Source organism: Streptomyces sp. NBC_01241 (assembly GCF_041435435.1).
Lineage (GTDB): Bacteria > Actinomycetota > Actinomycetes > Streptomycetales > Streptomycetaceae > Streptomyces.
Window position 1 is genome coordinate 6,269,954 of sequence record NZ_CP108494.1, and the last position, 26,377, is coordinate 6,296,330.

The window sequence follows — 26,377 nt, forward strand, 5'->3', positions numbered from 1 at the left end:
TCTGTCTCCCGTGTGAACACACCGGCCGTGCACGGCCGGTGCACACGGAAATGGAGGCCGGTCATGGCTGGCGCGGGGGTCAAAGCAGCAGTCGAGTGGCTCGTATCGGTGGCGCCCGACCCGGATGCCTGCCGGTGGGCATGGGAGCGCAATCCCCGAGGGGTTGTGCTCCTGCCCGCCGGCCGGCGCTGGGACGTACTGATTCTTCCGGGAAAACTGGGCCGTCCCACCCTCGATGTGCTGACCCGTCTCATCGACCGGCCCGGGCCGGTCCTCTCCGATTTCGGCGACACCCGCACGGGCTTCTTCGTGCCGCCGGGCACGGTCGACCATTGGGTCGGCACCGGCGTACGGGGGGCGGGGCAGGGGACCTGGATCGTCGCGCCGCACCCTGGGCGGGCGGCCGTCGGCGGGGTGCGCTGGCTGATCCCGCCGGACGGCTCGGGAACGCTCACCGACGCGGCACTCCTGGAGCTCGCGATGCATGAGGCGGCGGCCGGGAGCGGCGGGGACTGACGGAGACCGGCGGGGACCGGCGACGAGTGCGGGGGCAACGGGAGGCGTGGCCGGTCCGCTGCCAGAGGTCTCGACAACCTAATTGGTCTGGACCATTTTGTGGGCTGCCGCACAGAGTGGGGGAGAGTGCCCGAACGTCGCACCGCTTCAACAACGGGGAGTTCGCGAAGAACTTCGATGCCTGCTTCGGCAGCTGAGGCCCAGCGTCAGAAGCAGCGGCCCGCACAGCAGCCAGCCGGCCACCACGTCCAGCGGCCAGTGGTAGCCCCGTCGGACCAGGCCGAAGGAGACGCCGAGGACGAGCGCGGTACAGAGGGCGAGGAGGCTGAGACGGGCGCGGGCCGAGCGGAGCCGGGGCAGGAGGAGCAGGGCCGCGCCGCCGTACGCGATGGCGGCGGTGGCGGTGTGCCCGGAGGGGTAGTAGTCGCCCCCCGGTGGCATGACCGGGGTGCCGTGGCGGGCGGTCCACTCCTTCAGGGGCACGACGATCGCCGGCACCAGGGCCATGAGCACGGCCGCGGTGAGCGGCGGAAGCCACCAGCGCCTCGTCCCGGCGGCCCGGCCCCGCCGGGCGACGTACACCGCGACCAGCGCCAGCACAGGCACCGCGACCTGACCATTACCGAGATCGGAGAGCAACTCGGACACCCGGTCCGGATGGACCAGCGCACGGCTGGCCCGCTCGTCCACGCCCAGGAGCGGGCCATCGGCGACCACCTGCCAGGTGATCAGCGTGAAGAGGAGGGCCGACAGACCGCACACCAGGAGGAACACACGAAGGGAGAGACGGAGGGCACCAGGTCGCTCAGCGGCCTGCGGGGCGGTCGCGCTTCCGGTTCGCGGACCGGGTGTGCTTCCGGTTGACGGGGTCGGCGCGGTCCCGGTCTGCGGGGCAGGCGTGCTCCCGCTCTGCGGGTCGGGGCAGGTCGGCGACATGGGGTCCAGCGTCTCAGATCCGGCCGGTACGGGTAGGTACGGGCCGGGGCGGCCGGACGACGGCAGCTCGACGACACGACCTCACGGTCGGTACACCTAGTGCCGCGACCGGCCGGGCCCGTTGGGCCGGCCGAGGCCGGACAGGCGTCCGAGCCTCGCGATTCTTCTGAGTCTTCTGCTGCCGATCTGCTTGCCGAGACCGGTCAGCCTCCTGAGTACACGTCGCTTGAACCCTTTCGGGACCTTCTTCATCCGGGCGGCGGCGGTGATGTGCAGGCTGAGGTTCGCGAAGCCCTGGGTGTAGTACGGCTTGACCTCCAGGAGTCCGCTCCGGCCGCCGTGGGCCGGAGCCAGGCCGTCCGCCTTGCGGGCACCGAACCTGCGCTGGGTGCTCAGGCCCTGGGCGCGGACATTGAGGTACACGTCCCACACCCCCGTCGGCAGCGGGGTGCCGTCCAGGGCGCGGGTGATGTCGATGTCGGCGGTGAAGCCCGCGGCACCGTGGTCGCAGGCGTGCCCCTGGACATGGATGTGGGCGGGCAGTGGTGTGCTGCGGGTGGGGACGCGCACCTCGCGCCCGTCGTCCCGCAGCCGCAGGACCAGCTCGGTGGCGGGCATCCGTGTGTCCACGTTCTCGATGTAGCCATGGCCGCGCAGCCGCAGGACGCCGCGCCGCCGGGTCCGGTGCCATTCGACCGCGTCCAGCCGGTCGTCCTGCCGCAGTCCGGCCGTGACGTCGTAGCAGGAGTCGGGTATGCCGGCCTTCGCGTCGCCGAGATACGGGTAGGCGGCGTAGGCGCGCCCGTCCTTGACGACAACCTCGTGGGGAGGCCGGAGCTTGTCCCTCTCCGCGGTCAGGAAGTCGATGATGTCGATCAGTTCCCGTTGCAGTCCGTGCTGCGTGCAATGGGCGATCAGCCGGAGCGGCGTGGTCATCCGGACGGCGAGTTCCGGGGTGTAGAACGCGTCCAGTTGCTCCTTGGCGATCCCCATGGCCGTCAGCCGGTCGCTCTCCTCCAGCAGCGGGAAGCGCCAGGAGAAGGAGTCCAGCAGGCCGCCCGTGAAGTGCCGCAGCAGCGCGGCGTCACGAACGGGTCCGGGTTCGCTGTGCGTGGTGATCGCGGTCATCAGGCGTCGGGCGACCTCAAGACGTTTCATCACGTCACGGAAGTTGCTGGTGAGATTGCCCTCGTCGTCGCGCTGCACCTTGAAGTAGCAGTCCTCGTCGGCGACCACCGATATCACGGAGGCCTGCAGATAGGCCTTGGTCACGAAGAGGCGGTCCTCGCCCATGTGGATGTCCTCGTCGAAGCGCAGCCGGTGCTCTTCCACGAACGAACGCCGCATGAGCTTGTGCGGCGTCAGGGCGTACCAGACGCGGGAGGTGGCCAGATCGACGATCTCCTGGTCGGCCTCGAACATGGAGTGGGGAACCGAGCAGTTGACACCCACGTACTTGCCGAGCGTCACGTCGGAGCCGTTGCGCTCGGCCATGTCGATCATCCGGCGCAGCGCATGGGGGCCGAGGTAGTCGTCGGCGTCCAGGAAGAAGACGTAGCGGCCCCGGGCCAGTCCGAGGGCGACGTTGCGTGGGCCGCTCGGCCCTCCGGAGTTCTGCTGGTGGACGACGCGCACCGTGCCGGAATGCTCGGCGGCGAACCGGTCCAGCTCCTGCCCGGTGCCGTCGGTCGACCCGTCGTCGACGGCTACGCATTCCAGTTCGTACGTGCCCAGCGACTGTTCGGCCACCGATTCCAGGCAGCGCGTCAGATAGGGCATGGCGTTGTAGGCGCCGATGATGACTGTGACTGTTAAGTCCGACACTCATTCCCCCCGGGAACCGTTCATGACGATTATGGCCATATGGATACCCGTCATGTGCGGCTTGCGCCAAGTTCCCAACTGTCCTGGTTTTATGAATGGTTGATTCCGCCCGTGCGACAGCGGGAGCCGCCGGAGGGAACAGGGGGGGCCGAGCGAACCGGGGGCGCCGAGGCGCCGACGCCAGGGGGACGGGAGGCCGACTGCCCGGGAAGAGGAGGAGAGGAAGCCGGCCGCCCGGGAGCAGGGGGGGTGGCTCCGGGGCGGCCGGTGCGATCGGTTTGCCGCGCGCCCCGGGGGGTTTGGGGCGAGCGGCCATCCGATCAGTGAGGAGTTCCGGAGCCAGCGGCTCCAGTGGTGTGCGCGAAGGCACGGCCAGGACGGTGCTGGGGAAGCTCCGGCCCGGCGTCGCCGGCAGTCCCCTGCGGGCGGGGTGTTTCTCTCATCTGCAGAAACCGTACGTCAGCGGATGGGGGACCGACAGACGGAAACGGATCCCGCCATCGGCCCCCCACACCTTCTTCACAGGCCCTCACGGGGGCCCTGCATCCCCGGCAAAATCGCCTTCCGGCACCGTCGGGGGTTTCGAATGGATCAGATCTGGCCGAAAGCCTGCTCGATGACGTCGAGAGCCTCGTTCAGCAGGTCCTCGCCGATCACCAGCGGCGGGAGGAAGCGCAGGACGTTGCCGTACGTGCCGCAGGTGAGGACCAGCACACCCTCCGCGTGGCAGGCCTTGGCGAGCTTCGCGGCGGCCTCCGGGTTCGGGTCCTTCGTGCCGGACTTCACCAGCTCGATCGCGATCATCGCGCCACGGCCGCGGATGTCACCGATGACATCGCCGCCCGGCAGCTTCGCCTGCATCTCGGCGAGGCGGCCCTTCATGATCTCCTCGATGCGCTTCGCCTTCCCGTTCAGGTCCAGCTCGCGCATCGTCTCGATGGCGCCGAGCGCACCCGCGCAGGCCACCGGGTTTCCGCCGTAGGTGCCACCGAGGCCACCGGAGTGGGCGGCGTCCATGATCTCGGCGCGGCCCGTCACGGCGGACAGCGGAAGGCCGCCCGCGATGCCCTTGGCGGTGGTGATCAGGTCCGGGACGATGCCCTCGTCCTCGCAGGCGAACCACTGGCCGGTACGGCAGAAACCGGACTGGATCTCGTCGGCGACGAAGACGATGCCGTTGTCCTTGGCGAACTGGGCGATCGCCGGGAGGAAGCCCTTGGCGGGCTCGATGAAGCCGCCCTCGCCGAGCACCGGCTCGATGATGATCGCGGCGACGTTGTCCGCGCCGATCTGCTTGGTGATCTGGTCGATGGCCTGGGCGGACGCCTCCGCGCCGGCGTTCTCGGCACCGGTCGGCCAGCGGTAGCCGTACGCCACCGGCACCCGGTAGACCTCGGGCGCGAACGGTCCGAAGCCCTGCTTGTACGGCATGTTCTTGGCGGTCAGCGCCATCGTGAGGTTGGTGCGGCCGTGGTAGCCGTGGTCGAAGACGACGACCGCGGTGCGCTTGGTGTAGACGCGGGCGATCTTCACCGCGTTCTCGACGGCCTCGGCACCCGAGTTGAACAGCGCGGACTTCTTGGCGTGGTCGCCCGGGGTCAGCTCGGCGAGCTGCTCACAGACCTCGACGTACCCCTCGTACGGCGTGACCATGAAACAGGTGTGGGTGAAGTCGGCGAGCTGCGCGGACGCACGGCGTACGACGGCCTCGGCCGAGGCGCCGACCGACGTCACGGCGATACCGGAACCGAGGTCGATCAGACGGTTGCCGTCCACGTCCTCGATGATCCCGCCACCGGCGCGGGCGGTGAACACCGGCAGGGTGGAGCCCACACCTGCGGCCACCGTCGCGAGACGGCGGGCCTGCAGCTCCACCGACTTCGGGCCGGGAATGGCAGTGACGACGCGGCGCTCCTGCGGAATTGCGGTCATGAGGGGCTCCTGTGGGGTGTTTCGGACGCTTCTCTTTCTGCAGGCTATGGGCGGGGCCCTGGGTCCGGCATGTTCCGTTCGGGAGTGGTGACCGGACGCGGTTGTCCGCCACGGACATAGCGAGGGGGTACGGGGCCGGGCCGCGGCGGCGCGCGGACGAGTCCAAAGACCCCCGGGGCGCGGGCGCAGACATCCGGCCGGACCGCGTCCGACGGGGTGGTTCGGGGCACTAGATTGATGACTTCGGGCGCGTGCGCCCGGAGTTACCGGTCGGCGCTGGTCAGGGGACGAGGGACAGCAGATGGACACCGAGGGTACGTACGGCTCGCGCGACACCCGCTCCGGTCGTCCGGTGCCGCGCCCGGCGGGCCCGCCACCGCCCGGACTGCCGCCGAGGCCGGGATACGCCCCCGCGTCCGGCCCCTCGCTGGGGGACTGGCTCCGCACTCCGCGCGCGGCGGCCGAGCCCGGTCTGTGGCGATTCGGCCACACCCCCCGGCCCGGCACCGATCCCGACCGGGTGCCCGACCGGGCGCTGATCGGCGGCGCGGTCGTGGCACTGCTCGCCGCCCTGCTGGTGTGGTCGTTGTGGCGCAACGGATACGTGCCGCACAGCCGGATCCTCCTCGAAGTCGTCACACCGTCCGACTGGTGGGGGCTCGAACGCCCCGCGGCGGCCCTGACCGCCCTCGCCGTCTACAACAGCATGGTCGCCGTCCTGGTGATCTGGGGCTTCGGACGGCTGGGCAACTGGCACGCGGTGTTCCGCCGGTACGCCGCAGACCACCGACGCCGGCCGGGCCGGGCGCTGCGCACCGCGCTGGTCGGGGCCGTCCTGGTCTGGTGCTTCGTGAACTCCGACGACCTGCTGCCCTTCGACGACCTGGCACTGGGCCTGACGCCGTACTCCTGGCTCTATGGCGGCACGGCCGTGCAGACCCGGGACCGCGTGGAGACCTTCAAGACCGTGTACCACCTGGTGGGCGCCGTCGCGATCCTCCTGCCGGTCGCCCGGGCCGGCGGCTGGTTCACCCTCGTACGGGAGCTGCGCCGCGGTGCGAAGAGCAGGCCGGAACCGGAGAAGGCGCCCGGTGAGAGCCCCGCCGACTGGCCGCAGCTGCGCGCCGCGGGTCAGCACGCCGCCGCCGACCGGCTGGTGGCGGACGAGCGGACCGGGCGGATGAACGACGTCGACTGCGTACGGATCCGGCGCGCCTGGGTCTCCGTGGAGGCCGACCCCGCGCGGGTCGGCCCGTTCACCGATGCCGTGCTCGGCCAGGGCGCACGGGCCTGTCCGCACCCTTCGGGCGACCGGGACCTGCCGGCCCGTACCGCCACCCACGACCTGCTCACCTCGCAGGTGCGGCTCGGCCGGTACCCGGACTTCGACCGCAACCCGGCGGCCCGGCGGGGCGCGGGGGCCGCCGTCGACCCGGCCTCCCTGGGCTCCTCGCTGCTGGCCGTCGGGCCCTTCGGGTCCGGCAAGACCCGGTACCTGGTGCGGCCCGTCGTGGAGTCGCTCGCCCTGCAGGCACTCGCCGGGAAGGCCGTGGTCGTGGCCGTCTGCGCGGCAGGCACCCCGCTCGGGCCCGACGAGAGCTACGACGTGGTGATCAAGCCGGGCGACCCGTCCTGTGCCCACGACCTCGACCTGTACAGCGGAACCGACGACGCCGACGAGGCCGCCGCCCTGCTCGCCGAGGCGATGGCCGGCGACCTGCCCGACATCGACGCGCGGCGGGCCACGACCGCACTCGCCCAACTGCTCGGCCCGTACCGGGCGGTCCACGACCGCTTCCCGTCCGTCCCCGTGCTGCGCGAGCTGCTCGACGGCTCTCCCGGCGCCCTCGCCGAGCTCCGGGCCCAGCTCGACAGTGACGCGCACCCCTCCTACCTCCGTGAACTCGACACCCGGGCACGGCAGGCCGGCACCCCCGGCGACCCGGGACTCCTTCTCGCCGACCGGCTCGCCGCCCTGGACCGGCCTGCCTTCGCGGGGTTCTTCGACACCACCGGCACGGCCCGGCCCTTCTCGGTACGCACCCTCGAACACCCGCTGCGGGTCCGCATCGACCTGCCGGAACGCGCCCACCCCGAGGCCGCGCGCCTGATCGCCCGGCTGGTGCTCGCCCAGTTCACCTCCGGGGCGGCCGCCCGCACGGACCGCTCGCTGTTCGCCTTCCTCGCCCTGGACGACGCCACGCACGCCGTCACCGCCGAGTCCGTACGGGCCGTGCAGCGGCTGCGGAACTGCAACGCCGGTGTCCTGCTCACCCTGCGCGGGCTGGGCGACGTACCGGAGAGTCTGCACGCCGCACTGCTCGGCTCGGTCGGCTGCCACATGACGTTCTCCGGCGTCACGACCTGGGACGGACGGCTCTTCGCGCAGGCATGGGGCACCGAATGGGTGGAGACCACCGAGGTCGCCAAGCACACGGTCTTCGCCGACCAGCCGCTCACCCGGGCCGTGCACGCCCTGCGCAAACTGGTCACCGGCAAGGCGGTCACCACGGACGCGGTGACCGTGCGCCAGGTGGAGCGCGAGCGCTGGTCGGCCTCCGAACTGGCCCACCGGGTGCCGGCCGGGCACGCGGTGCTCTCCCTGACCACCGTCAAGGGCGAGCACGCACCGCCGCTCCTGGTGGACCTGAACGGCTGAGAGATACGGGGCGGGGCCCGCGGGCGTGCAAGCGGTTACGGCAAACCCTGCCGCCCTGGCAGAATCGAGGGGAGCCGTTCGTACGGGACGGCGAAAATCGATACTGATCGATTCCCTCATCGAATCCCTGAAGGTCCCACGGTCCCCATGCCCCCTACTCTCGCCTCGCTCCTCCAGCACTCGGCGCTCAAACTCACGGTGCGTGCGGGGGCGGACCGGCTCGACGCTCCCGTCCGCTGGGCACACGCCAGCGAGCTGACCGACCCCGTGCCGTACATGGAGGGCGGTGAGTTCCTGCTCGTCACCGCCACCAATCTCGACGCCGAGAACCCCGAGGCGATGCGGCGGTACGTGCGACGGCTGGCCGGGGCCGGAGTCGTCGGTCTGGGCTTCGCCGTCGGCGTCAACTACGACGACGTACCGCAGGCCCTGATCGACGCCGCTCAGGAGACGGGTCTGCCGCTCCTCGAAGTGCCACGCCGCACCCCGTTCCTCGCCATCGCCAAGGCGGTGTCGTCGGCGATCGCCGCCGATCAGTACCGGGCCGTGACGGCGGGGTTCGAGGCCCAGCGGGAGCTGACGAAGGCGGCACTCGCGGGCGACGGCCCCGGCGAGCTCCTGGGCCGGCTCGCGGCCCATGTGGACGGCTGGGCGGCGCTGTACGACGCCTCCGGCGCGGTGGTCGCCGCCGCCCCCGAGTGGGCCGCCCGCCGGGCAGCCCGGCTCACCCCCGATGTGGAACGGCTGCGGGACCGACCCGCCCCGGCCAGCGTGGTCGTCGGCGGCACCGATGACCGGGTCGAGCTCCAGTCCCTCGGCACCGGCCGCCGGGTCCGGGGCGCCCTGGCCGTCGGCACGGGGGCGGCACTCGGCACCGCCGAGCGGTACGCCGTGCACTCCGCGGTCGCCCTGCTGACCCTGACCACCGCCCGCTCCCGGTCCCTCCAGGGCGCCGAACAGCGGCTGGGCGCAGCGGTGCTGCGCATGCTGCTGGCCGGCCAGCCGGACCACGCACGGGCGGTCGCCGGGGACCTGTACGGGGGGCTGCTCGACGCCCCGTTCCGGCTGCTCATCGCGGAGGCGTCCGGGCCCGCGACACCGGCGGCGCTGGGCGAGGCGATGGACGCGGCGGCCTTCCGGACCGGCGAGGCGCTGCTGGCCGTGCCCGAGGGCGAACGGCTCGTCGTGCTGGCTGCGGACGGCGGAGCCGCGGTCGCCGCCTGCACGGCCTTCGCGGAGGCGCAGGAGGCCCAGGAGTCCCATGCGGCACGGCCGTCGCGCGAACCGGCGCCGGAGGAGGGCCAGGGCAAGGTCGTCGTGGGGCTCTCCGCGCCGGCGGGCCCCGTCGCCGTCTCCGCCGCGTACAAACAGGCGGAACAGGCCCTGTCGGTGGCCCGCCGCCGGGGCAGGGCGCTGGTCGAGCACGAGGAGCTGGCGACCGGCTCGGTGCTGCCGCTCCTCGCGGACGACGCCGTACGGGCCTTCGCCGACGGAATGCTCCGCGCCCTGCACGAGCACGACGCCAAGGGCCGCGGCGACCTGGTCGCCTCCCTGCGGGCCTGGCTCGCCCACCACGGCCAGTGGGACGCGGCCGCGGCCGACCTCGGCGTGCACCGCCATACCCTGCGCTACCGGATGCGCCGGGTCGAGGAGATCCTGGGCCGCTCCCTGGACGATCCGGACGTCCGGATGGAGCTGTGGCTGGCACTGAAGGCCACGAGCTCCCCATCGGCGCCCCAGACGCAGGTGCCGCAGGCGTAACGACCTCACCCGCGACAGAGAGTGGGCTCCCAACGCCCTGCGAATCCGCCTCCGGCGTTGTCGTCGGTCATCGACTCCACCCACGCTCGAACCTGCTCGCGCGGGAGGGACCCCTTTCGCGTCGCTTCCCTCATCCGCCTTGGATGCGAAGCCGCATGACGCCGCTCGCTGATCCGCTCTCCATCGCGGGTGAGGCCGTAACCCTCGCGCCGACGGACGGGCCCGGTGTCCCCGTCGACGCACACGCATCCGACAAACCGGCGCACCTCCGTCGCGTACTGCTCCACGCCGGACAAACGCCAGGGCGACCGCGCGGCCCTACGGTGGGGGCAACACACCCCACGTCTCCGAAGGGCCGGAACCTCCATGACTTCCACCCACGCCTTCTGGCTCGCCGGCCGCCAGGCCACCGGCGAGGACAGCTTCGACGTCACCAACCCCTGGGACGGCCGTCTCGTCGGCACCGTCAGCGTGCCGACCGACGCCCAGATCGAGGAGGCCGTCGCGGCCGCGCACGCCGTGCGCGAGGAGTTCGCCGCGACCCCGGCCCATGTCCGGGCCGCCGCACTCGACCACGTCGTACGGCGCCTGGTGGAGCGCACCGAGGAGATCGCCCAGCTGATCTCCGCCGAGAACGGCAAGCCGATCAAGTGGGCCCGCGGCGAGGTCGGCCGCGCCGTCTCCGTGTTCCGCTTCGCCTCCGAGGAGGCCCGCCGCTTCAACGGCGGTGACGCGCAGCGCCTCGACACCGACGCCGGTGGCACCGGCCGCCTCGGCCTGACCCGGCGCTTCCCGCGCGGTACGGTCCTCGGCATCGCACCGTTCAACTTCCCGCTGAACCTGAGCGCCCACAAGGTCGCCCCGGCCATCGCCGTCGGTGCCCCGATCATCCTGAAGCCCGCCCCGGCCACCCCGATCTCCTCGCTGATCCTGGGCGAGCTGTTGGCCGAGACCGACCTGCCGGCCGGTTCGTGGTCCGTGCTGACGGTCCCCAACGACCGGATGCCCGCCCTGGTCCAGGACGAGCGCCTGCCGGTGATCTCCTTCACCGGTTCCGGCCCCGTCGGCTACTCGATCATGGAGTCGGTGCCGCGCAAGCACTGCACCCTGGAGCTCGGCGGCAACGGCGCCGCGGTCGTGCTCGGCGACTACGCCTCCGACGAGGACCTGGACTGGGCCGCGACCCGTATCGCGACCTTCTCCAACTACCAGGGCGGCCAGTCCTGCATCTCGGTGCAGCGCGTCATCGCGGACGCCCAGGTCTACGACCGGCTCCTCCCGAAGATCGTCGCGGCCGTCGAGGCCCAGGTCACCGGCGACCCGTCCGACGCCGCCACCGACGTCGGCCCGCTGGTCAGCGAGGACGCCGCCAAGCGCGTCGAGTCCTGGGTCGACGAAGCCGTGCAGGCCGGCGCCCAGCTGCTCACCGGCGGCAAGCGGGACGGTGCCACGTACGCGCCGACCGTGCTCGCCGAGCTCCCGGACAACGTCACCCTCTCCTGCGAGGAGGTCTTCGGACCGGTGCTGTCCGTGCAGAAGGTGGACGGCGAGGCCGAGGCGTTCGCAGCGGTCAACTCCTCCAAGTACGGCCTGCAGGCAGGCGTGTTCACGCACGACCTGCAGACCGCCTTCCGCGCCCACCGCGCCCTTGAGGTCGGCGGCGTGATCATCGGCGACGTCCCCTCCTACCGCGCGGACCAGATGCCGTACGGCGGCGCCAAGCAGTCCGGCGTCGGCCGCGAGGGCGTCCGCTACGCCATGGACGACTACACCTACGAGCGCGTGCTGGTCCTCACCGGCCTCGCCCTGTAGTCCGCGAACAGGATCGAACCGATCCACCTACGTCGCCTGCGTTCCGCCTGGACAGCACGACAGCAGGCGGCAGAGAGACGGCCTAAGCCCACTGTGCGGGGGCTTAGGCCGTTTCTGCGTATCTGCACCCTGAGCTGCAAGTATCGCTAGTGCTCTGACCGCATACCTTCGCCGGGTTGGGCGGGTGTGGGGCCATTAATGCCAGCTACCTGGCCGAGGCATCCGCCTATGCTCGGCTCGTGCAGCCGCTTTCCGACCGCAGCAATCCGTTGATCACGGCGTTCCCAGCCGAGCTTGCAAGCGATGCCGAGGCAGTCCTGGCGGTGATGCCTGATTCTCGGCTCCAGCCGCATGCCTCGTTCTCGGTCGCTGTCGAGGGCCAGCAGGTTTTGATCCCCGGGCGCCTCTACAACGACGAGCCGCCAACTGCCAGGGTGGCGTCGCTTTCGTCGCGCCAACAACAGCTTCTGCACTGCCTGTACTCAAGGCACTGCGACGGCATGGTCAGGCAGCGCCACCTGGAGAAGGTCCTTGGTTCCACGGACCCATGGGTCGTCCCCTTCGTCGTGCAGCTGGTTGGCGAGTACGTCTTGGAGATCCTGGTCGTCATCTGCGATGAGCTCCGTGATCTCGCCACGCCCGGCACCTTCGGCCACCTCGCTTACGGGCAGTTCATCGTGGACAACCCTGCTTTCTTCGCGCGCACTCAACGGCGGGTCGTAAGCTACTGGAGCTGCTACTACCGGGGCACCTACGCGAGTTTTCGGGGCTACCCGGGGTGCACAATTCTTGACCTCCTACGGTCCGCTGCCTCCGACAGAGCAGGACATCCCTGGCCCAACCTCGCTCCAGCTGGCGCCAGGGTGGACGGCTACTGCTAGGACCCGGCCGGGCAAGGTCGCCGGGCTGGTCAAGCGGCATCGGCGAGGGGACGTCCGCCCCAACGGATGCCCTTCTCGCTGCGGATGCGAGCGCGCTCGCGGCGCTGGGCTGCCAGCACGTCGGGGTGACGGGCATTCGCGTTGCGCCAGCGCAGATAGGCGTGCAGGGCCCGGGTCTGCACGGTGTGGTTGCGGTGGTTGGAGTTGGCGATGGTGAACTGCCGCAGCGGCCCGAAGTGCGCCTCGATTGGGTTGGCCCAGGACGCGTATGTCGGCGTGAAGCACAGCTCGACGCGGTTCTTCTTCGCCCAGCGGCGGATCGTCTCGCCCTTGTGGGCGGACAGGTTGTCCAGGATGACGTAGATGGGGGCGCCGTCCGGTCGGGCGGCCCGGACCGATCTGAGCGCGGCCAGCGTGTTCGCGGCGCCCTTCTTCCGGCGGTTGACGCCCCAGAGCGTGTCGTCACCGACCGAATAGCAGCCGTGGAAGTACCTGACGCCATGCGTGCGGTGGTAGGTCGCCGGGTGCCGCTCGGGGTGACTGGCGGGGGCCCAGCCCGCACCGCCGGTGGGGCGGATGCCGAGCGGGCCGAACTCGTCGAACGCGAAGACCCGGTCCGGGAAGCGGTCCAGGACCTCCTCGATCCGGTCCAGCTTTGCCTCGCGGTCGGGGTCCGGGGACTCTTTCCAGGTCTTGGTGCGCTGGAAGGTGATGCCGCGGCGGGCGAGCAGACGGCGTAACGCCTCGCGGCCGATGCGGATGACCCGCCCATGGACTTTCCGCAGGTGGGCCAGCAGTTTGCGGATGGACCAGCGAGTGAAGGGCTGGCCGAGCTTGGTCGGGCGGGTGGTGGCTGTCTGGACGACGAAGTCTTCGTCGTCAGGGCTGAGCAGGCGGGGACGGCCTCCCGCCCACCGAGGGTCCAGACAGGCCAGGCCGATCTCGTTGAACCGGTGGATCACATCCCGGACGGTGTCCTCGTCGGCCTGCACCAGCTGGGCGATCACCGGGACCCGGTTCCCGCCAGCCGACGCCAGCAGCATCATCGCGCGTCGGAAGCGGACCGAACTGGTGCTGCCCCGGCGCACGATCTCCTGCAGCTTCTGCCCCTCCTGGTCGGTCAACCTGCGCACGCGGACAGGCTCAGCCACCGCACCCCCAGCACTCGGATCGGACGTCACGCAACATCCAACCGCCCCGACCACCAACCCGGCGAACCAATGTGGTCAGAGCACTAGATCTTGACTAGTTCGAACGGGTGGCTGGGAAAACGGTGGGAAGACGGAGCTGATTTCCCGCCATGGCAAGCATCGTTCCGCGGAGGAACAAGAACGGGGAGTTCCTCAGACAGGGCGTCGCCGGCAGGGTGCATCAGCCGTCACGGAAGGTCGGTGCGGCCCCACCAGGTCGGCCGCACCGGCACTCCGTCCGCATAGCGTTCCACCTGCGGCGTCGAGGGCGGAGGCGGCACCGCGTCCGCCGGATCTGGTTCAGCCCCCGGTGGGGCCGCCTCCGCCGACGGCGGGGCCGGTGCGGCGCTGTCGTCCAGCAGCTCTGCCACCGTGAACCGTGTGCTGAAGGACTGCCAGGCGCCGTCGATCACCAGAAGGAAGCCGTCGCCTTCTCGGAAGAGCCGACGGCGCTTCGGACTTCTGGGGTGCTCCGGCGTATGGCTCCGGGCACGCCGCTCCAGCTCCACCAGAGCCTCTTCACACGTACCCTCCACGTGCGTCAGCACGTACGCCTCCGCGTGCTTGCGCTCCCCGACACCCACGGTCGTCTCGATGACCAGTCCCCAGATCGCCATGCTCCCGCCCCTCCCGTTCGAATCAAGGAACAGCCTAGTAAGGCTTTGTCAGGTGGTGTCGTAGGACTGCCACGGGGTGGGCTGTCGGCAGGTGGGGCAGTGCACCCATCCGGCGACCGTGTCTGAGGACACCTTGAGAAGCTCGGCCGTTTCCTCCCGGGTGCGCCCCTGCTGCTCGCGTATCACGCGGAAGACGTAGCTCTCACGCCGGCTGATATGCCGCGCGCCGTGTGTGACGCCGTGGTTCGGAGGGCCGACGTGGTCCTCTCCGTGGGCGAGGGCTCCGCCGGGCAGAACAGTCCTCTGTCCGTACGGCTCACACCGTGGCTGCCGTGCTGGGAGCGGATGCCCGCCGACCTCCCCCGTATCGGCAGGGCACCGTCAGTGCCCTCTCCCGCGCCCTGTGGCCGACGGAGCGTGACCCGGCCCGGCGGCCCGCCCGCCGGGCCCTCTGTGTTCGCGCAGGTCGGAGGAGAACCACAGGTCAGGGCGGCGCTGCAAGGGACCCACCGCGCGGGGGCTCCGGACGTTTCCGCTTCACCCGCCCCGCTCACGGCCCGACCGCCCTGTCACCACGGGGCTGTCCAGTGGAGTGGCTCCCGACCCGATCGGCGTCCGCGGGATGGTGGGAGTCCCAGGAATCGGGTACATCAGGACAAGTACACCGGTTGGTACGGCTCGGCAGGCGCCCATGCGCTCCGGGCGGACCGGCCGCGTCCGCCCACCCCACAACGCGGCGAGGTGAGCTCCTCATGTCCGCACCATCCGCACCGAAGAACACGCCCAAGGTCACCGAGCGTGAAGCGCGCCAAGTGGCCGAGGCCGCGCGCGAACAGGACTGGCACAAGCCCAGTTTCGCCAAGGAACTCTTCCTCGGGCGCTTCCGCCTCGACCTGATCCATCCGCATCCGCAGCCGCCCGTGGACGACGTCCGGCGCGGCGAGGCGTTCCTCGCCCGGCTGCGCGACTTCTGCGAAACCAGGATCGACAGCGCCCTGATCGAGCGTGAGGCGAGGATCCCCGACGAGGTGATCAATGGCCTCAAGGAACTCGGCGCGCTCGGGATGAAGATCGAACCGAAGTACGGCGGCCTGGGGCTGACCCAGGTCTACTACAACAAGGCCCTTTCCCTGGTCGGCTCCGCCAGCCCCGCGATCGGCGCGCTGCTCTCCGCCCACCAGTCCATCGGCGTACCGCAGCCGCTGAAGATCTTCGGCAGCCAGGAGCAGAAGGACGCCTTCCTGCCCCGGCTGGCCAGCACCGACATCTCGGCGTTCCTGCTCACCGAGCCGGACGTCGGCTCCGACCCGGCCCGGCTCGCCACCTCGGCCGTTCCGGACGGGTCGGACTACATCCTCGACGGGGTGAAGCTGTGGACGACCAACGGTGTCGTCGCCGACCTGCTCGTCGTGATGGCCCGTGTCCCGAAGTCGGAGGGCCACCGGGGCGGCATCACCGCGTTCGTCGTCGAGGCGGACTCCCCGGGCATCACCGTGGAGAACCGCAACGCCTTCATGGGCCTGCGCGGCATCGAGAACGGCGTCACCCGCTTCCACCGCGTCCGGGTCCCCGCCGCGAACCGCATCGGCCCCGAAGGCGCGGGGCTCAAGATCGCCCTGACCACGCTCAACACGGGACGGCTCTCGCTGCCCGCGATGTGCGTCGGCGCCGGGAAGTGGTGCCTGAAGATCGCCCGTGAGTGGTCGGCGGTGCGCGAGCAGTGGGGCAGGCCGGTCGCCCGGCACGAGGCCGTCGGCGCCAAGATCTCCTTCATCGCGGCGACCACCTTCGCGCTCGAAGCGGTGGTCGAACTCTCCTCCCAGATGGCCGACGAGAACCGCAACGACATCCGGATCGAAGCGGCTCTCGCCAAGCTCTACGGCTCCGAGATGGGCTGCCTGATGGCCGACGAGCTGGTCCAGATCCGCGGCGGCCGGGGCTTCGAGACCGCCGAGTCGCTCGCGGCCCGGGGCGAGCGGGCCGTCCCCGCCGAGCAACTCCTGCGCGACCTGCGGATCAACCGGATCTTCGAGGGCTCCACCGAGATCATGCACCTGCTGATCGCCCGTGAGGCCGTCGACGCCCACCTGAAGGTCGCCGGAGACATCATCGACCCCGACAAACCCCTCTCCGCCAAGGCGAAAGCGGGCGCGAACGCGGCCGGCTTCTACGCCCGCTGGCTCCCCAAACTCGTCGCGGGACCGGGGCAACTCCCGCGTACGTACGGAGAGTTCAACCCGCCCGGCCACCCGGACCTGTCCACCCACCTGCGCTACGTCGAACGCTCCGCCCGTAAACTCGCGCGCTCCACGTTCTACGCCATGTCGCGCTGGCAGGGCCGGATGGAGACCAAGCAGGGCTTCCTCGGCCGGATCGTCGACATCGGTGCGGAACTCTTCGCGATGAGCGCCGCCTGCGTCCGTGCCGAACTGCTGCGCTCCTGCGACGACCACGGCCGCGAGGCCTACCAGCTCGCCGACGTGTTCTGCCGCCAGTCCCGCGTCCGGGTCGAGGAACTCTTCACCCGACTGTGGTCCAACACCGACGATCTGGACCGACGCGTGGTGGACGGCGTCCTGTCCGGTACGTACACCTGGCTGGAGGACGGCATCATCGACCCGAGCGGCGACGGACCGTGGATCGCCGACGCCACCCCGGGGCCGTCCGTCCGGGACGACGTCCACCGGCCCATTCGCTGACCCGCGGCCCACCGGGCGGACGCGCGTCGGGTGTACCCCGCCGCACCGCTCCGGGCGGGCGCGGGGGACGCACTGTCCACACGCACAGCCGATGCGGCAACAATGGGGGGCATGAGCGACAGCCCTGCCCCCCTCGCCGACCCGCACCTCGTCTTCGACGCCGCGGAAGGCCGCCGGGATCTCGTCATCCTCGGCTCCACCGGTTCCGTCGGTACTCAGGCCATCGACCTGGTGCTGCGCAACCCCGACCGCTTCCGCGTCACCGGGCTCTCCGCCGCGGGCGGACGGGTCGCCCTCCTCGCCGAGCAGGCCCGGCAGCTGCGGGTGCGTACCGTGGCCGTCGCCGCGCCGGACGCCGCTCCGGCCCTGCGCGAGGCGCTGCGCGCGCAGTACGGGACGGGCGAGCCGCTCCCCGAGATCCTGGCCGGCCCCGAGGCCGCCTCCCAGCTCGCCGCCGGCGACTGCCACACCGTGCTCAACGGAATCACCGGCTCGATCGGTCTCGCCCCCACGCTCGCCGCGCTGGAGGCGGGCCGCACGCTCGCCCTGGCCAACAAGGAATCGCTGATCGTCGGCGGCCCGCTGGTGAAGGCGCTGGCGAAGCCCGGCCAGATCATCCCGGTCGACTCCGAGCACGCCGCCCTTTTCCAGGCGCTCGGCGCGGGCACCCGCGCCGACGTACGCAAGCTCGTCGTCACCGCGTCCGGCGGCCCCTTCCGGGGACGCACCCGGAGTGAACTCGTGGACGTCACCCGCGAGGAGGCCCTCGCTCACCCGACCTGGGCCATGGGACCGGTCATCACGATCAACTCCGCCACCCTGGTCAACAAGGGACTGGAGGTCATCGAGGCGCATCTCCTCTACGACATCCCGTTCGACCGGATCGAGGTCGTGGTCCACCCCCAGTCCTACGTCCACTCCATGGTCGAGTTCACCGACGGCTCCACCCTCGCCCAGGCCACACCTCCGGACATGCGGGGCCCGATCGCCATCGGCCTCGGCTGGCCCCAGCGCATCCCGGACGCGGCCCCCGCCTTCGACTGGTCGAAGACGTCCAGCTGGGAGTTCTTCCCCCTCGACAACGAGGCCTTCCCGTCCGTGGGACTGGCCCGGCACGTGGGCACGCTCGGCGCCACCGCCCCCGCCGTGTTCAACGCAGCGAACGAGGAATGCGTCGACGCATTTCTGACGGGACGGCTGCCGTTCAACGGAATCATGGATACGGTCACCGCGGTGGTGGCCGAACACGGCACCCCCGCCACGGGAACTTCGCTCACGGTCGCAGACGTCCTCGAAGCGGAGACCTGGGCACGCGCCCGGGCCCGTGAACTCTCGGCGAAAGCGACAGCGGAGGCGCGCGCATGAGTATTTCGACGGTCCTGTTGACGATTCTGGGCATCGTCGTCTTCGTCATCGGCCTGCTGTTCTCGATCGCCTGGCACGAGCTGGGGCACCTGTCGACCGCGAAACTCTTCGGCATCCGCGTCCCCCAGTACATGGTCGGCTTCGGACCGACGATCTGGTCGCGCAAGAAGGGCGACACCGAGTACGGGATCAAGGCCATCCCGGCCGGCGGCTACATCCGCATGATCGGCATGTTCCCGCCGGGACCGGACGGGCGCCTGGAGGCGCGGTCCACCTCGCCGTGGCGCAGCATGATCGAGGACGCCAGGTCCGCGGCCTTCGAAGAGATCGAGCCGGGCGACGAGAAGCGCCTCTTCTACACGCGCAAGCCGTGGAAGCGCGTCATCGTGATGTTCGCCGGACCGTTCATGAACCTGGTCCTCGCCGTCGCGATCTTCCTGGGTGTGGCGATGTCCTTCGGCTTCCAGACGCAGACCACCGAGGTCGCGGGCGTCCAGAAGTGCGTGATCCCCCAGAGCGAGAACCGCGAGACCTGCAAGAAGACCGACGCCGTCTCGCCCGCACAGGCGGCGGGACTCAAGAAGGGCGACAAGATCGTCGCTTTCAACGGCCAGAAGGTCGACGACTGGGCGACGCTCTCGGAGCGGATCCGCGACACCGTCGGTCCTGCCACCATCACGGTCCAGCGCGACGGTCAGGAGCAGACCCTCCACGCCGTGCTGAAGAAGAACGCCGTGGCGAAGAAGGACTCCAACGGGGATGCGATCCCCGGTAAGTTCGTGACGGCCGGCTACCTCGGCTTCGCCGCGCAGACCGAGATCGTCCCGCTCTCCTTCGGCGACTCGGTCGTCCGCATGGGAGACATGATCGAGAACGGCGTCGACTCGATCATCGCCCTCCCGTCCAAGATTCCCGGCCTGTGGGACGCCGCCTTCGGCGACGGCCCGCGAGCGGCCGACTCCCCGGTGGGGGTCGTCGGTGCGGCCAGGATCGGCGGCGAGGTGATGGCGCTGGACGTGCCGGCGCAGAACCAGATCGCGATGATGCTGTTCCTGCTGGCGGCCTTCAACCTCTCGCTGTTCCTCTTCAACATGCTGCCCCTGCTTCCGCTCGACGGCGGACACATCGCCGGAGCGCTCTGGGAGGCCCTGCGCCGCAACGTGGCGCGCGTCTTCAAGCGCCCCGACCCGGGCCCCTTCGACGTGGCCAAGCTGATGCCGGTCGCCTATGTCGTCGCAGGTGTCTTCATCTGCTTCACGCTACTGGTGCTGGTGGCCGACATCGTCAATCCGGTCAAGATCTCCTGACCTCCCGAACGGCCCGGCATACGAAGGGTGACGGCCCCGGCACACACTGTGTGCCGGGGCCGTCACCTGCGTGCGGCACTCCCGCACGCGGTGTGCTCCGGGCCGCCGCCGGTGACGTAACCTCGGAACCCGGAGCCCGCCGATCTCGGGACCTCGATCCACACCTTGGGGATGCTCAGCGCATGACTGCGATTTCTCTCGGAATTCCGTCCGTTCCGACCAAGCTCGCCGACCGGCGGGTCAGCCGCAAGATCCAGGTCGGATCGGTTGCGGTGGGCGGGGATGCGCCGGTGTCGGTGCAGTCGATGACGACGACGCGTACGTCGGACATCGGTGCGACGTTGCAGCAGATCGCGGAGTTGACGGCGTCGGGCTGTCAGATCGTGCGGGTGGCGTGTCCGACGCAGGATGACGCGGACGCGTTGGCGACGATTGCGAAGAAGTCGCAGATTCCGGTGATCGCGGATATTCATTTCCAGCCGAAGTATGTGTTCGCGGCGATCGATGCGGGTTGTGCCGCGGTGCGGGTGAATCCGGGGAACATCAAGCAGTTCGACGACAAGGTGAAGGAGATCGCGCGGGCGGCGAAGGATGCGGGTACGCCGATCCGGATCGGTGTGAACGCGGGTTCGCTGGATGCGCGGTTGCTGAAGAAGTACGGGAAGGCGACTCCGGAGGCGTTGGTGGAGTCGGCGCTCTGGGAGGCGTCGCTCTTCGAGGAGCATGACTTCCGGGAGATCAAGATCTCGGTGAAGCACAACGATCCGGTGGTGATGGTCAATGCGTACCGTCAGCTGGCTGCTCGGTGTGACTACCCGTTGCATCTGGGGGTGACGGAGGCGGGGCCGGCGTTCCAGGGGACGATCAAGTCGGCTGTGGCTTTTGGTGCGTTGCTGTCGGAGGGGATCGGGGACACGATCCGGGTGTCGTTGTCGGCGCCGCCGGCGGAGGAGGTCAAGGTCGGTCTGCAGATTCTGGAGTCGTTGAATCTGAAGCAGCGTCGGCTGGAGATCGTTTCGTGTCCGTCGTGCGGGCGGGCGCAGGTGGATGTGTACAAGCTGGCGGATCAGGTCAGTGCGGGGCTTGAGGGCATGGAAGTGCCGTTGCGGGTGGCCGTGATGGGCTGTGTCGTCAATGGTCCGGGTGAGGCCCGTGAGGCGGATCTGGGTGTCGCGTCCGGCAATGGCAAGGGGCAGATCTTCGTGAAGGGCGAGGTCATCAAGACCGTGCCCGAGTCGAGGATCGTCGAGACGCTGATCGAAGAAGCCATGAAGATCGCCGAACAGATGGAGAAGGACGGCATCGCCTCCGGCGAGCCCGAGGTCTCCGTCAGCTAAGACCGACCGCCCACGACCGCGCCCCGCCGGAGGAACACCGCCCGGCGGGGCGCAGCCGTGAGCGGCCCCACGAAGCGGACCGGACGCCGGCGACCCGTGCGCGACAGCGAGTGCCCCAGGCCATTGTCCGGCTACGGGGGCGGCGCCGACGAGGCTCTTTGGGTACAGTGCGGAAATCAGCAGACCGCATGGTGAGGCCCCCTCGTGTTGACGCAGACCACCACCCGGGTCCTCGAACCCAGCGACCTCGGCGCCGCTCTCGCCATACTGGAGAGCGAACCCGTGGCCAATGCCTTCGTGACCGCCCGGGTCCGGATCGCAGGTCTCGATCCCTGGCGCCTCGGTGGCGAGATGTGGGGCTGGTACGCCGACGGACGGCTGCGTTCGCTGTGCTACTCGGGCGCCAACCTCGTACCGATCTGCGCCACCCCCGAAGCCGTCAGGGCCTTCGCCGACCGCGCCCGCCGGGCCGGCCGACGCTGCTCCTCGATCGTCGGCCCCGCGGAGCCCACCGCCCAGCTGTGGCGGCTGCTCGAACCCGGCTGGGGCCCCGCCCGCGAGGTCCGGGCCCATCAACCCCTCATGGTCACCGAGAGCCTGTCCGCCGAGGTCACCCCCGACCCCCTGGTCCGCCGGATCCGCAAGGACGAGATGGACGTCCTGATGCCGGCCTGTGTGGCGATGTTCACCGAGGAGGTCGGCATCTCCCCGGTCGCGGGCGACGGCGGTCTCCTCTACCAGGCACGCGTCGCCGAACTCATCGGCGCCGGCCGCTCGTTCGCCCGGATCGAGGACGGCAAGGTCCTCTTCAAGGCGGAGATCGGCGCGGCCACCCCGCAGGCCTGCCAGATCCAGGGCGTCTGGGTCGCTCCCGAACACCGCGGCCGAGGACTCTCCGAGACCGGCATGGCGGCGGTCCTGCGCTACGCACTGGCCGACGTCGCACCCGTCGTCAGCCTCTACGTGAACGACTACAACACCCCCGCCCGCAGGGCGTACGCCAGAGTCGGCTTCCGCGAGACCGGCGCGTTCATGAGCGTGCTGTTCTGACCGGCGGCGGCCGGCGTCGCCGCCCCGTACCGTCCACCCCGCCCGGGCCAGTAGGGTCGGTCCATGGCAGCAGTTTCCGGGGGCGGCCCCCACACTCCCAGCGTCCGGATCGGACCGATCGATCTCGCCGCGCGCGTGGACGAGGCGCTCGCCGTACAGGCCGTCGCCTTCGGCCTGGGCCCGGAAGAGATCGAGGTACGGCGCCACATCGTCCTCAGACACCTCGACCACCCCTGCGCCCGCGCCCTGGGCGCCACCACCCCCGACGGCCGGCTCGTCGGCTTCGTCTACGGCCTGCCGAACGAACGCGGCCAGTGGTGGTCCACCGTCGTCGAGCCCTACCTCCGCGCCACCGGCTCCGTGCACTGGCTCGACGACTCGTTCGTCATCACCGAACTGCACGTCCACCCGGCGTTCCAGAACCGCGGCACCGGCCGCATGCTGATCACCGCCATCACGGACGCCGTCGACCAGCCCCGGTCCATCCTCTCCGCGATCGACACGGACAGCCCGGCACGTGCCCTGTACCGCAGTCTCGGCTACCGGGACCTGGCCCGCCAGGTGCTCTTCCCCAGCGCTCCCAAGCCGTACGCGGTGATGGGAGCCCCGCTCCCGCTGCGTCGCAGAGGACAGACGGGGACGGACCGACAGCCAATCGATTTCCGCCCACCCGTACCACCCGGCTAACCTCCTGCACATCACCCTTCCGAGCAGGAGTTCACCATGGTCCAGGTCCAGCGCATGTCCCGATTGATGATCAAGACACTGCGCGACGACCCGGCGGACGCCGAGACGCTGAACCACAAGCTGCTCGTCCGGGCCGGTTACGTACGCCGCACGGCGGCCGGAATCTGGACCTGGCTGCCGCTCGGCAAGAAGGTCCTGGAGAACATCACCCGCGTCGTCCGCGAGGAGATGGACGCCATCGGCGGCCAGGAAGTGCTGCTTCCCGCGCTGCTCCCCAAGGAGTCGTACGACGCCAGCGGCCGTTATGACGAGTACGGCGATCTGCTGTTCAAGCTGAAGGACCGCAAGGGCGCCGAGTACCTCCTCGGACCCACCCACGAAGAGATCTTCACCCAGGTCGTCAAGGATCAGATCACGTCCTACAAGGACCTGCCCGTGATCCTCTACCAGATCCAGACCAAGTACCGGGACGAGGCCCGCCCCCGCGCCGGTGTGCTGCGCGGCCGCGAGTTCCAGATGAAGGACTCGTACTCCTTCGACACCACGGACGAGGGGCTCGTCGAGGCGTACCAGCTGCACCGCGCCGCCTACATCCGGATCTTCGAGCGGCTCGGCCTCGACCACCGCATCGTCTCCGCCGTATCCGGCGCGATGGGCGGCTCGGCCTCCGAGGAGTTCCTGGCCCCCGCCCCGGCCGGTGAGGACACCTTCGTCGACTGCCCCGCCTGCGACTACGCCGCCAACACGGAAGCCGTGACCTTCAAGGCCGCCCCCGTGGACGCCTCGGCGCACGGCCCGGTCGAGGAGCTGGACACCCCCGACACCCCGACCATCGACACGCTCGCCGCGCATCTCGGCGTCCCGGCCTCCGCGACCCTGAAGAACCTGCTGGTCAAGGTCGACGGCGAGATCGTCGCCGTGGGCGTGCCCGGCGACCGCGAGGTCGACCTCGGCAAGCTCGGCGAGCACCTCGCGCCCGCCGTCGTCGAACTGGTCACCGCGGAGGACTTCGAGGGCCGCGCAGACCTGGTGCGCGGCTACGTCGGCCCGCAGGGTCTGGAGAAGGTCCGCTACATCGCCGACCCGCGCATCGCCGCCGGCACTGCCTGGATCACCGGCGCGAACAAGCCCGGCACCCACGCGAAGAACGTCGTCGCCGGCCGTGACTTCGAGGTCGACGACTACCTCGACGTCGTCGTCGTCGAGGCGGGCGACCCCTGCCCCAAGTGCGGCACCGGCCTCCAGTTGGACCGCGCCATCGAGATCGGTCACATCTTCCAGCTCGGCCGCAAGTTCGCGGACGCCTTCCAGCTCGATGTGCTCGGCCAGAACGGCAAGCCGGTCCGGGTCACGATGGGCTCGTACGGCATCGGCGTCTCCCGCGCCGTCGCCGCGCTTGCCGAGCAGACCGCCGATGAGCAGGGGCTTTGCTGGCCCCGCGAGATCGCCCCGGCCGATGTCCACGTCGTCGCGGCGGGCAAGGCGCTCCAGACGGAGCTGGCCCTGGACGTCTCCGAGAAGCTCGCCGCCGCCGGTGTGCGGGTCATGGTCGACGACCGTGCTGGCGTCTCGCCCGGTGTGAAGTTCACCGACGCCGAGCTGATCGGCGTCCCGAAGATCCTGGTCGCCGGCCGCCGCTCGGCCGAGGGCGTCCTGGAGCTCAAGGACCGCCGCACCGGCGAGCGCGAGGAGCTCACGGTCGACGAGGCGATCGCCCGCCTCGTCGCCCAGGGCTGATACCGGAACGGACAGGAGACCCCCGCGCACCGCGCGGGGGTCTCCTGCGTTCGTGGACCGCTACAGCCAGCCGGCGAACTCCAGCGTCAGCTCACCCTCCTGGCGACGGCCCACCGCCAGCGCCCGGGTGCCCGACTCCACCGCGCGGAAAAGCGTCCAGCCGTGCAGCCGTTCCCGGTCCACGTCCAGCGAATCGGCGAGCTTCTTGATCCGGCGACGGGCCGTCGCCGGACCACCCGGGGAGGCGATCAGATCCTCCACGCGGTCGCGCACCAGGCGCGCCAGATCGTAGGCCCGCTCGCCGATCAGCGGCTCCGGCCCGACCGTCAGCCAGGGCACCCGCTCACCCGCGAGCACCTTGCTCTGGCGGAAGTTGCCGTGCAGCAGCAGGGATTCGGGGGAGTGGGCGACCAACTCCTCGCGCGCCGCGAGCGCCGCGGAGACCAGCGGGGCCAGGCTCGGTTCGGCCGCGGCGCGGGCGCGCATCGGCTCAGTACACCGTCCCGTCCGTTCCGCGACCGTCTCGAATCCATGACCGGCCGGCGGCTCGACCCACAGCCGGCGCACCGTCCCCGCCGCCTCCAGCAGCGCCTTCGCCTCCGGCAGCGAACGCAGCGACATCTCGGGGTGCAACCGCTCCAGCAGCAGGGCGCCGGGGCCGGAGGCGAGGAGCCGGACCGCGCCCCAGCCGTTCCAGTGGGCGAGCGCCGCCCGTTCCAGCTCGGGCGCGGCCCCGGACGGAGCGAGCTTCAGGGCGGCCGGGGTGCCGTCGGAGCACGTCACCAGCAGGACCAGACTGCTGCGGCCGCCGGGGGTGGCGACCCGGTCCACGGTCACCTCCTGACCGGTCGAGGACAGCGCTTCCTCGGTCAGTACGGGAATCCGTGCGAGCCAGTCGGCGGCGTCGTCCCCGTACGACTCGCCGAGCGCTCGCACCAGACGCTGCGGCGGTTCGAAACCCATGCGTGCCTTGTTCCCTTTCAGAGCTTTCTTCAGTGCGTGGCGCCGGGCCCGTGCTTCGCGGCGGCCCCGTCCGTCGCGCCGGTCCCGCCGGTGGTCAGCTCGGCGAGCCCGGGAAAGGGTACGCCGCTGCCGCGCCAGCGGACCGCGCGCACCGCGGCCTCCCGCAGCGCGTCCGCCGCCTGACGCCTGAGCGGCCCGTCGGCGGCCCGTACGAGATCCGAGTAGACGCCCGCGACCCGGTCCTCCAGCAGGGCGGCCAGCCGCACCGCCGCGGTCGGGTCCGGCACCGCGAACGGCAGAGCGTACGCCGCCTGTGCCGCCACCGGCTCACCGCCCAGGTCGCGCACGGTCCGCACCAGCGTGTCGCGCCGGGCCCGATGAGCGTGATAAGCCGCCGTGGCCTCGGCCCGGCGGCCGTCGGCGACCCGGGCGCCGACCACCCCGTACCCGTACACCGCCGCGTGCTCGGCGGCCAGGGCAGCCTGCGTCGCCTTCTGTGTCCCGGCGCTCATGACGAGGTCTCCTTGGCCAGTTCGGTCAGCAGATAGGCGTGGGCCGCGCCCGCCGCCGCGATGGAGGCCAGCAGCCGGGCCAGCTCCGGCGGCGCCGTCAGCAGCGTCCGCGTATGGGCGTCCGCGGTGCGGCGCTCCGCCGCGGCCAGCTCCTTGACGGCGGACGCCGCGTCGGTGGCGCGTGTCCGGGAGGACACAAGCGTCCCTTTGCCGGCGGGCGCCAGTGCCTCGGCATGGGCCCGTACGGCGTCCCGCAGCGGTGAGAGCCCGGCAGCGGTCGCCGGATAGGCCCTGACCACGTACTCGTACCGGGCGAGCAGTTCCCTGCTGGTGCGGGCGGAGCTCGCCCGGAGCGTCCTCTCCGTCCGCGCGGCCAGCGCCTGCGCGTCCGCTGTCGCCGTGTCGGTACCGGCGGAGCCCTCCCGGGGCCCGGACCCGTCACCGCAGCCGGCCAGCACCGCACCCATGGCGATCGCTCCCGTCGCGGTGAATGCACCTCTGCGCGTCGTCCCCGTGCGCCGCACTTGTTCTCCTCCGGGCTTGGACCTGTTGTGACTGGATCTGTCCTGAAGTGATCACCGCAGGCGAGCGT

At 70.7% G+C, this 26,377-nt stretch carries 20 protein-coding genes and 1 pseudogene; 12 read left to right on the forward strand and 9 right to left on the reverse strand.

The window, feature by feature from the left end:
• Positions 1-63: 63 nt before the first annotated feature.
• Positions 64-516, forward strand: coding sequence for a hypothetical protein (locus tag OG306_RS28270; RefSeq protein ID WP_266748999.1), 453 nt, complete (start codon positions 64-66; stop codon positions 514-516).
• Positions 517-663: 147 nt separating this feature from the next.
• Here OG306_RS28270 and OG306_RS28275 read toward each other — a convergent pair whose 3' ends face one another.
• The 4 genes and pseudogenes from OG306_RS28275 to gabT all read right to left on the reverse strand — a co-directional run bounded on the left by OG306_RS28275 (position 664) and on the right by gabT (position 5,208).
• Complete coding sequence (locus OG306_RS28275) at positions 664-1,290, reverse strand: phosphatase PAP2 family protein (RefSeq protein WP_371665706.1); 627 nt, start codon at positions 1,288-1,290, stop codon at positions 664-666.
• A gap of 258 nt (positions 1,291-1,548) precedes the next feature.
• On the reverse strand, positions 1,549-3,276 hold the full coding sequence (locus OG306_RS28280; protein WP_266749001.1) for a glycosyltransferase family 2 protein: 1,728 nt from the start codon (positions 3,274-3,276) through the stop codon (positions 1,549-1,551).
• A gap of 224 nt (positions 3,277-3,500) precedes the next feature.
• Positions 3,501-3,719, reverse strand: a pseudogene (locus OG306_RS28285) (phosphatase PAP2 family protein); the annotation flags it as partial.
• Positions 3,720-3,867: 148 nt separating this feature from the next.
• Positions 3,868-5,208: a 4-aminobutyrate--2-oxoglutarate transaminase gene (gene gabT, locus OG306_RS28290; protein ID WP_266749002.1), complete on the reverse strand. Its 1,341-nt coding sequence runs from the start codon at positions 5,206-5,208 to the stop codon at positions 3,868-3,870.
• Positions 5,209-5,509: 301 nt separating this feature from the next.
• On the opposite strand from gabT, the gene OG306_RS28295 reads away from it, so the two are divergent.
• The 4 genes from OG306_RS28295 (at position 5,510) to OG306_RS28310 (ending at position 12,321) form a co-directional block, all read left to right on the forward strand.
• Entirely contained in the window at positions 5,510-7,867 is a 2,358-nt protein-coding gene (locus OG306_RS28295) for an ATP/GTP-binding protein (RefSeq protein ID WP_266749003.1), read from the forward strand.
• 147 nt (positions 7,868-8,014) lie between these two features.
• Positions 8,015-9,628, forward strand: coding sequence for a PucR family transcriptional regulator (locus tag OG306_RS28300; protein WP_266749004.1), 1,614 nt, complete (start codon positions 8,015-8,017; stop codon positions 9,626-9,628).
• A gap of 366 nt (positions 9,629-9,994) precedes the next feature.
• Positions 9,995-11,440, forward strand: a complete 1,446-nt coding sequence (locus OG306_RS28305) for an aldehyde dehydrogenase family protein (protein WP_266749005.1) — start codon at positions 9,995-9,997, stop codon at positions 11,438-11,440.
• 239 nt (positions 11,441-11,679) lie between these two features.
• Positions 11,680-12,321, forward strand: a complete 642-nt coding sequence (locus tag OG306_RS28310) for a hypothetical protein (RefSeq protein WP_266749006.1) — start codon at positions 11,680-11,682, stop codon at positions 12,319-12,321.
• A gap of 29 nt (positions 12,322-12,350) precedes the next feature.
• On the opposite strand, the gene OG306_RS28315 is transcribed toward OG306_RS28310, so the two are convergent.
• Positions 12,351-13,472, reverse strand: a complete 1,122-nt coding sequence (locus OG306_RS28315; RefSeq protein ID WP_323187798.1) for an IS630 family transposase — start codon at positions 13,470-13,472, stop codon at positions 12,351-12,353.
• A 227-nt stretch (positions 13,473-13,699) separates the two neighbouring features.
• Entirely contained in the window at positions 13,700-14,128 is a 429-nt protein-coding gene (locus tag OG306_RS28320) for a hypothetical protein (RefSeq protein WP_266749008.1), read from the reverse strand.
• 752 nt (positions 14,129-14,880) lie between these two features.
• Here OG306_RS28320 and OG306_RS28325 point away from each other — a divergent pair.
• The 7 genes from OG306_RS28325 (at position 14,881) to OG306_RS28355 (ending at position 24,310) form a co-directional block, all read left to right on the forward strand.
• The gene (locus OG306_RS28325) at positions 14,881-16,827 is read left to right on the forward strand and encodes an acyl-CoA dehydrogenase family protein (RefSeq protein WP_266905238.1); all 1,947 of its coding nucleotides are present in this window, start codon (positions 14,881-14,883) and stop codon (positions 16,825-16,827) included.
• 111 nt (positions 16,828-16,938) lie between these two features.
• Entirely contained in the window at positions 16,939-18,192 is a 1,254-nt protein-coding gene (gene dxr, locus OG306_RS28330) for a 1-deoxy-D-xylulose-5-phosphate reductoisomerase (protein ID WP_266749010.1), read from the forward strand.
• Positions 18,189-19,499 carry a M50 family metallopeptidase gene (locus tag OG306_RS28335; protein ID WP_266749011.1) on the forward strand — a complete coding sequence of 437 codons (1,311 nt, stop codon included), beginning with the start codon at positions 18,189-18,191 and terminating at the stop codon, positions 19,497-19,499. Before dxr ends, OG306_RS28335 begins: the two co-directional genes overlap by 4 nt.
• Before the next feature lie 182 nt (positions 19,500-19,681).
• On the forward strand, positions 19,682-20,836 hold the full coding sequence (ispG, locus tag OG306_RS28340) for a flavodoxin-dependent (E)-4-hydroxy-3-methylbut-2-enyl-diphosphate synthase (protein ID WP_266907588.1): 1,155 nt from the start codon (positions 19,682-19,684) through the stop codon (positions 20,834-20,836).
• A gap of 204 nt (positions 20,837-21,040) precedes the next feature.
• On the forward strand, positions 21,041-21,886 hold the full coding sequence (locus OG306_RS28345; protein WP_266749013.1) for a DUF4081 domain-containing GNAT family N-acetyltransferase: 846 nt from the start codon (positions 21,041-21,043) through the stop codon (positions 21,884-21,886).
• Positions 21,887-21,949: 63 nt separating this feature from the next.
• Positions 21,950-22,573 carry a GNAT family N-acetyltransferase gene (locus OG306_RS28350; protein WP_266749014.1) on the forward strand — a complete coding sequence of 208 codons (624 nt, stop codon included), beginning with the start codon at positions 21,950-21,952 and terminating at the stop codon, positions 22,571-22,573.
• A 36-nt stretch (positions 22,574-22,609) separates the two neighbouring features.
• Positions 22,610-24,310, forward strand: a complete 1,701-nt coding sequence (locus OG306_RS28355; protein WP_266749015.1) for a proline--tRNA ligase — start codon at positions 22,610-22,612, stop codon at positions 24,308-24,310.
• 60 nt (positions 24,311-24,370) lie between these two features.
• On the opposite strand, the gene OG306_RS28360 is transcribed toward OG306_RS28355, so the two are convergent.
• Genes OG306_RS28360 through OG306_RS28370 form a run of 3 tightly spaced genes read right to left on the reverse strand, consistent with a single transcriptional unit; the run spans position 24,371 to position 26,309 of the window.
• Positions 24,371-25,273, reverse strand: coding sequence for an aminoglycoside phosphotransferase family protein (locus OG306_RS28360; RefSeq protein WP_266749016.1), 903 nt, complete (start codon positions 25,271-25,273; stop codon positions 24,371-24,373).
• Positions 25,274-25,302: 29 nt separating this feature from the next.
• Positions 25,303-25,785: a ferritin-like domain-containing protein gene (locus OG306_RS28365; protein WP_266749017.1), complete on the reverse strand. Its 483-nt coding sequence runs from the start codon at positions 25,783-25,785 to the stop codon at positions 25,303-25,305.
• Positions 25,782-26,309, reverse strand: coding sequence for a hypothetical protein (locus OG306_RS28370; protein ID WP_266749018.1), 528 nt, complete (start codon positions 26,307-26,309; stop codon positions 25,782-25,784). The genes OG306_RS28365 and OG306_RS28370 overlap by 4 nt, the downstream gene beginning before the upstream one ends.
• Positions 26,310-26,377: the final 68 nt, after the last annotated feature.

What these genes read in the sequence shown, in the direction of transcription:
- OG306_RS28270 (WP_266748999.1), top strand. Translation starts at nt 64, where the DNA reads ATGGCTGGCGCGGGGGTCAAAGCAGCAGTCGAGTGGCTCGTATCGGTG.
- gabT (WP_266749002.1), bottom strand. Translation starts at nt 5,208, where the DNA reads ATGACCGCAATTCCGCAGGAGCGCCGCGTCGTCACTGCCATTCCCGGC.
- OG306_RS28295 (WP_266749003.1), top strand. Translation starts at nt 5,510, where the DNA reads ATGGACACCGAGGGTACGTACGGCTCGCGCGACACCCGCTCCGGTCGT.
- OG306_RS28300 (WP_266749004.1), top strand. Translation starts at nt 8,015, where the DNA reads ATGCCCCCTACTCTCGCCTCGCTCCTCCAGCACTCGGCGCTCAAACTC.
- OG306_RS28305 (WP_266749005.1), top strand. Translation starts at nt 9,995, where the DNA reads ATGACTTCCACCCACGCCTTCTGGCTCGCCGGCCGCCAGGCCACCGGC.
- OG306_RS28320 (WP_266749008.1), bottom strand. Translation starts at nt 14,128, where the DNA reads ATGGCGATCTGGGGACTGGTCATCGAGACGACCGTGGGTGTCGGGGAG.
- OG306_RS28325 (WP_266905238.1), top strand. Translation starts at nt 14,881, where the DNA reads ATGTCCGCACCATCCGCACCGAAGAACACGCCCAAGGTCACCGAGCGT.
- dxr (WP_266749010.1), top strand. Translation starts at nt 16,939, where the DNA reads ATGAGCGACAGCCCTGCCCCCCTCGCCGACCCGCACCTCGTCTTCGAC.
- OG306_RS28335 (WP_266749011.1), top strand. Translation starts at nt 18,189, where the DNA reads ATGAGTATTTCGACGGTCCTGTTGACGATTCTGGGCATCGTCGTCTTC.
- ispG (WP_266907588.1), top strand. Translation starts at nt 19,682, where the DNA reads ATGACTGCGATTTCTCTCGGAATTCCGTCCGTTCCGACCAAGCTCGCC.
- OG306_RS28350 (WP_266749014.1), top strand. Translation starts at nt 21,950, where the DNA reads ATGGCAGCAGTTTCCGGGGGCGGCCCCCACACTCCCAGCGTCCGGATC.
- OG306_RS28355 (WP_266749015.1), top strand. Translation starts at nt 22,610, where the DNA reads ATGGTCCAGGTCCAGCGCATGTCCCGATTGATGATCAAGACACTGCGC.
- OG306_RS28360 (WP_266749016.1), bottom strand. Translation starts at nt 25,273, where the DNA reads ATGGGTTTCGAACCGCCGCAGCGTCTGGTGCGAGCGCTCGGCGAGTCG.
- OG306_RS28365 (WP_266749017.1), bottom strand. Translation starts at nt 25,785, where the DNA reads ATGAGCGCCGGGACACAGAAGGCGACGCAGGCTGCCCTGGCCGCCGAG.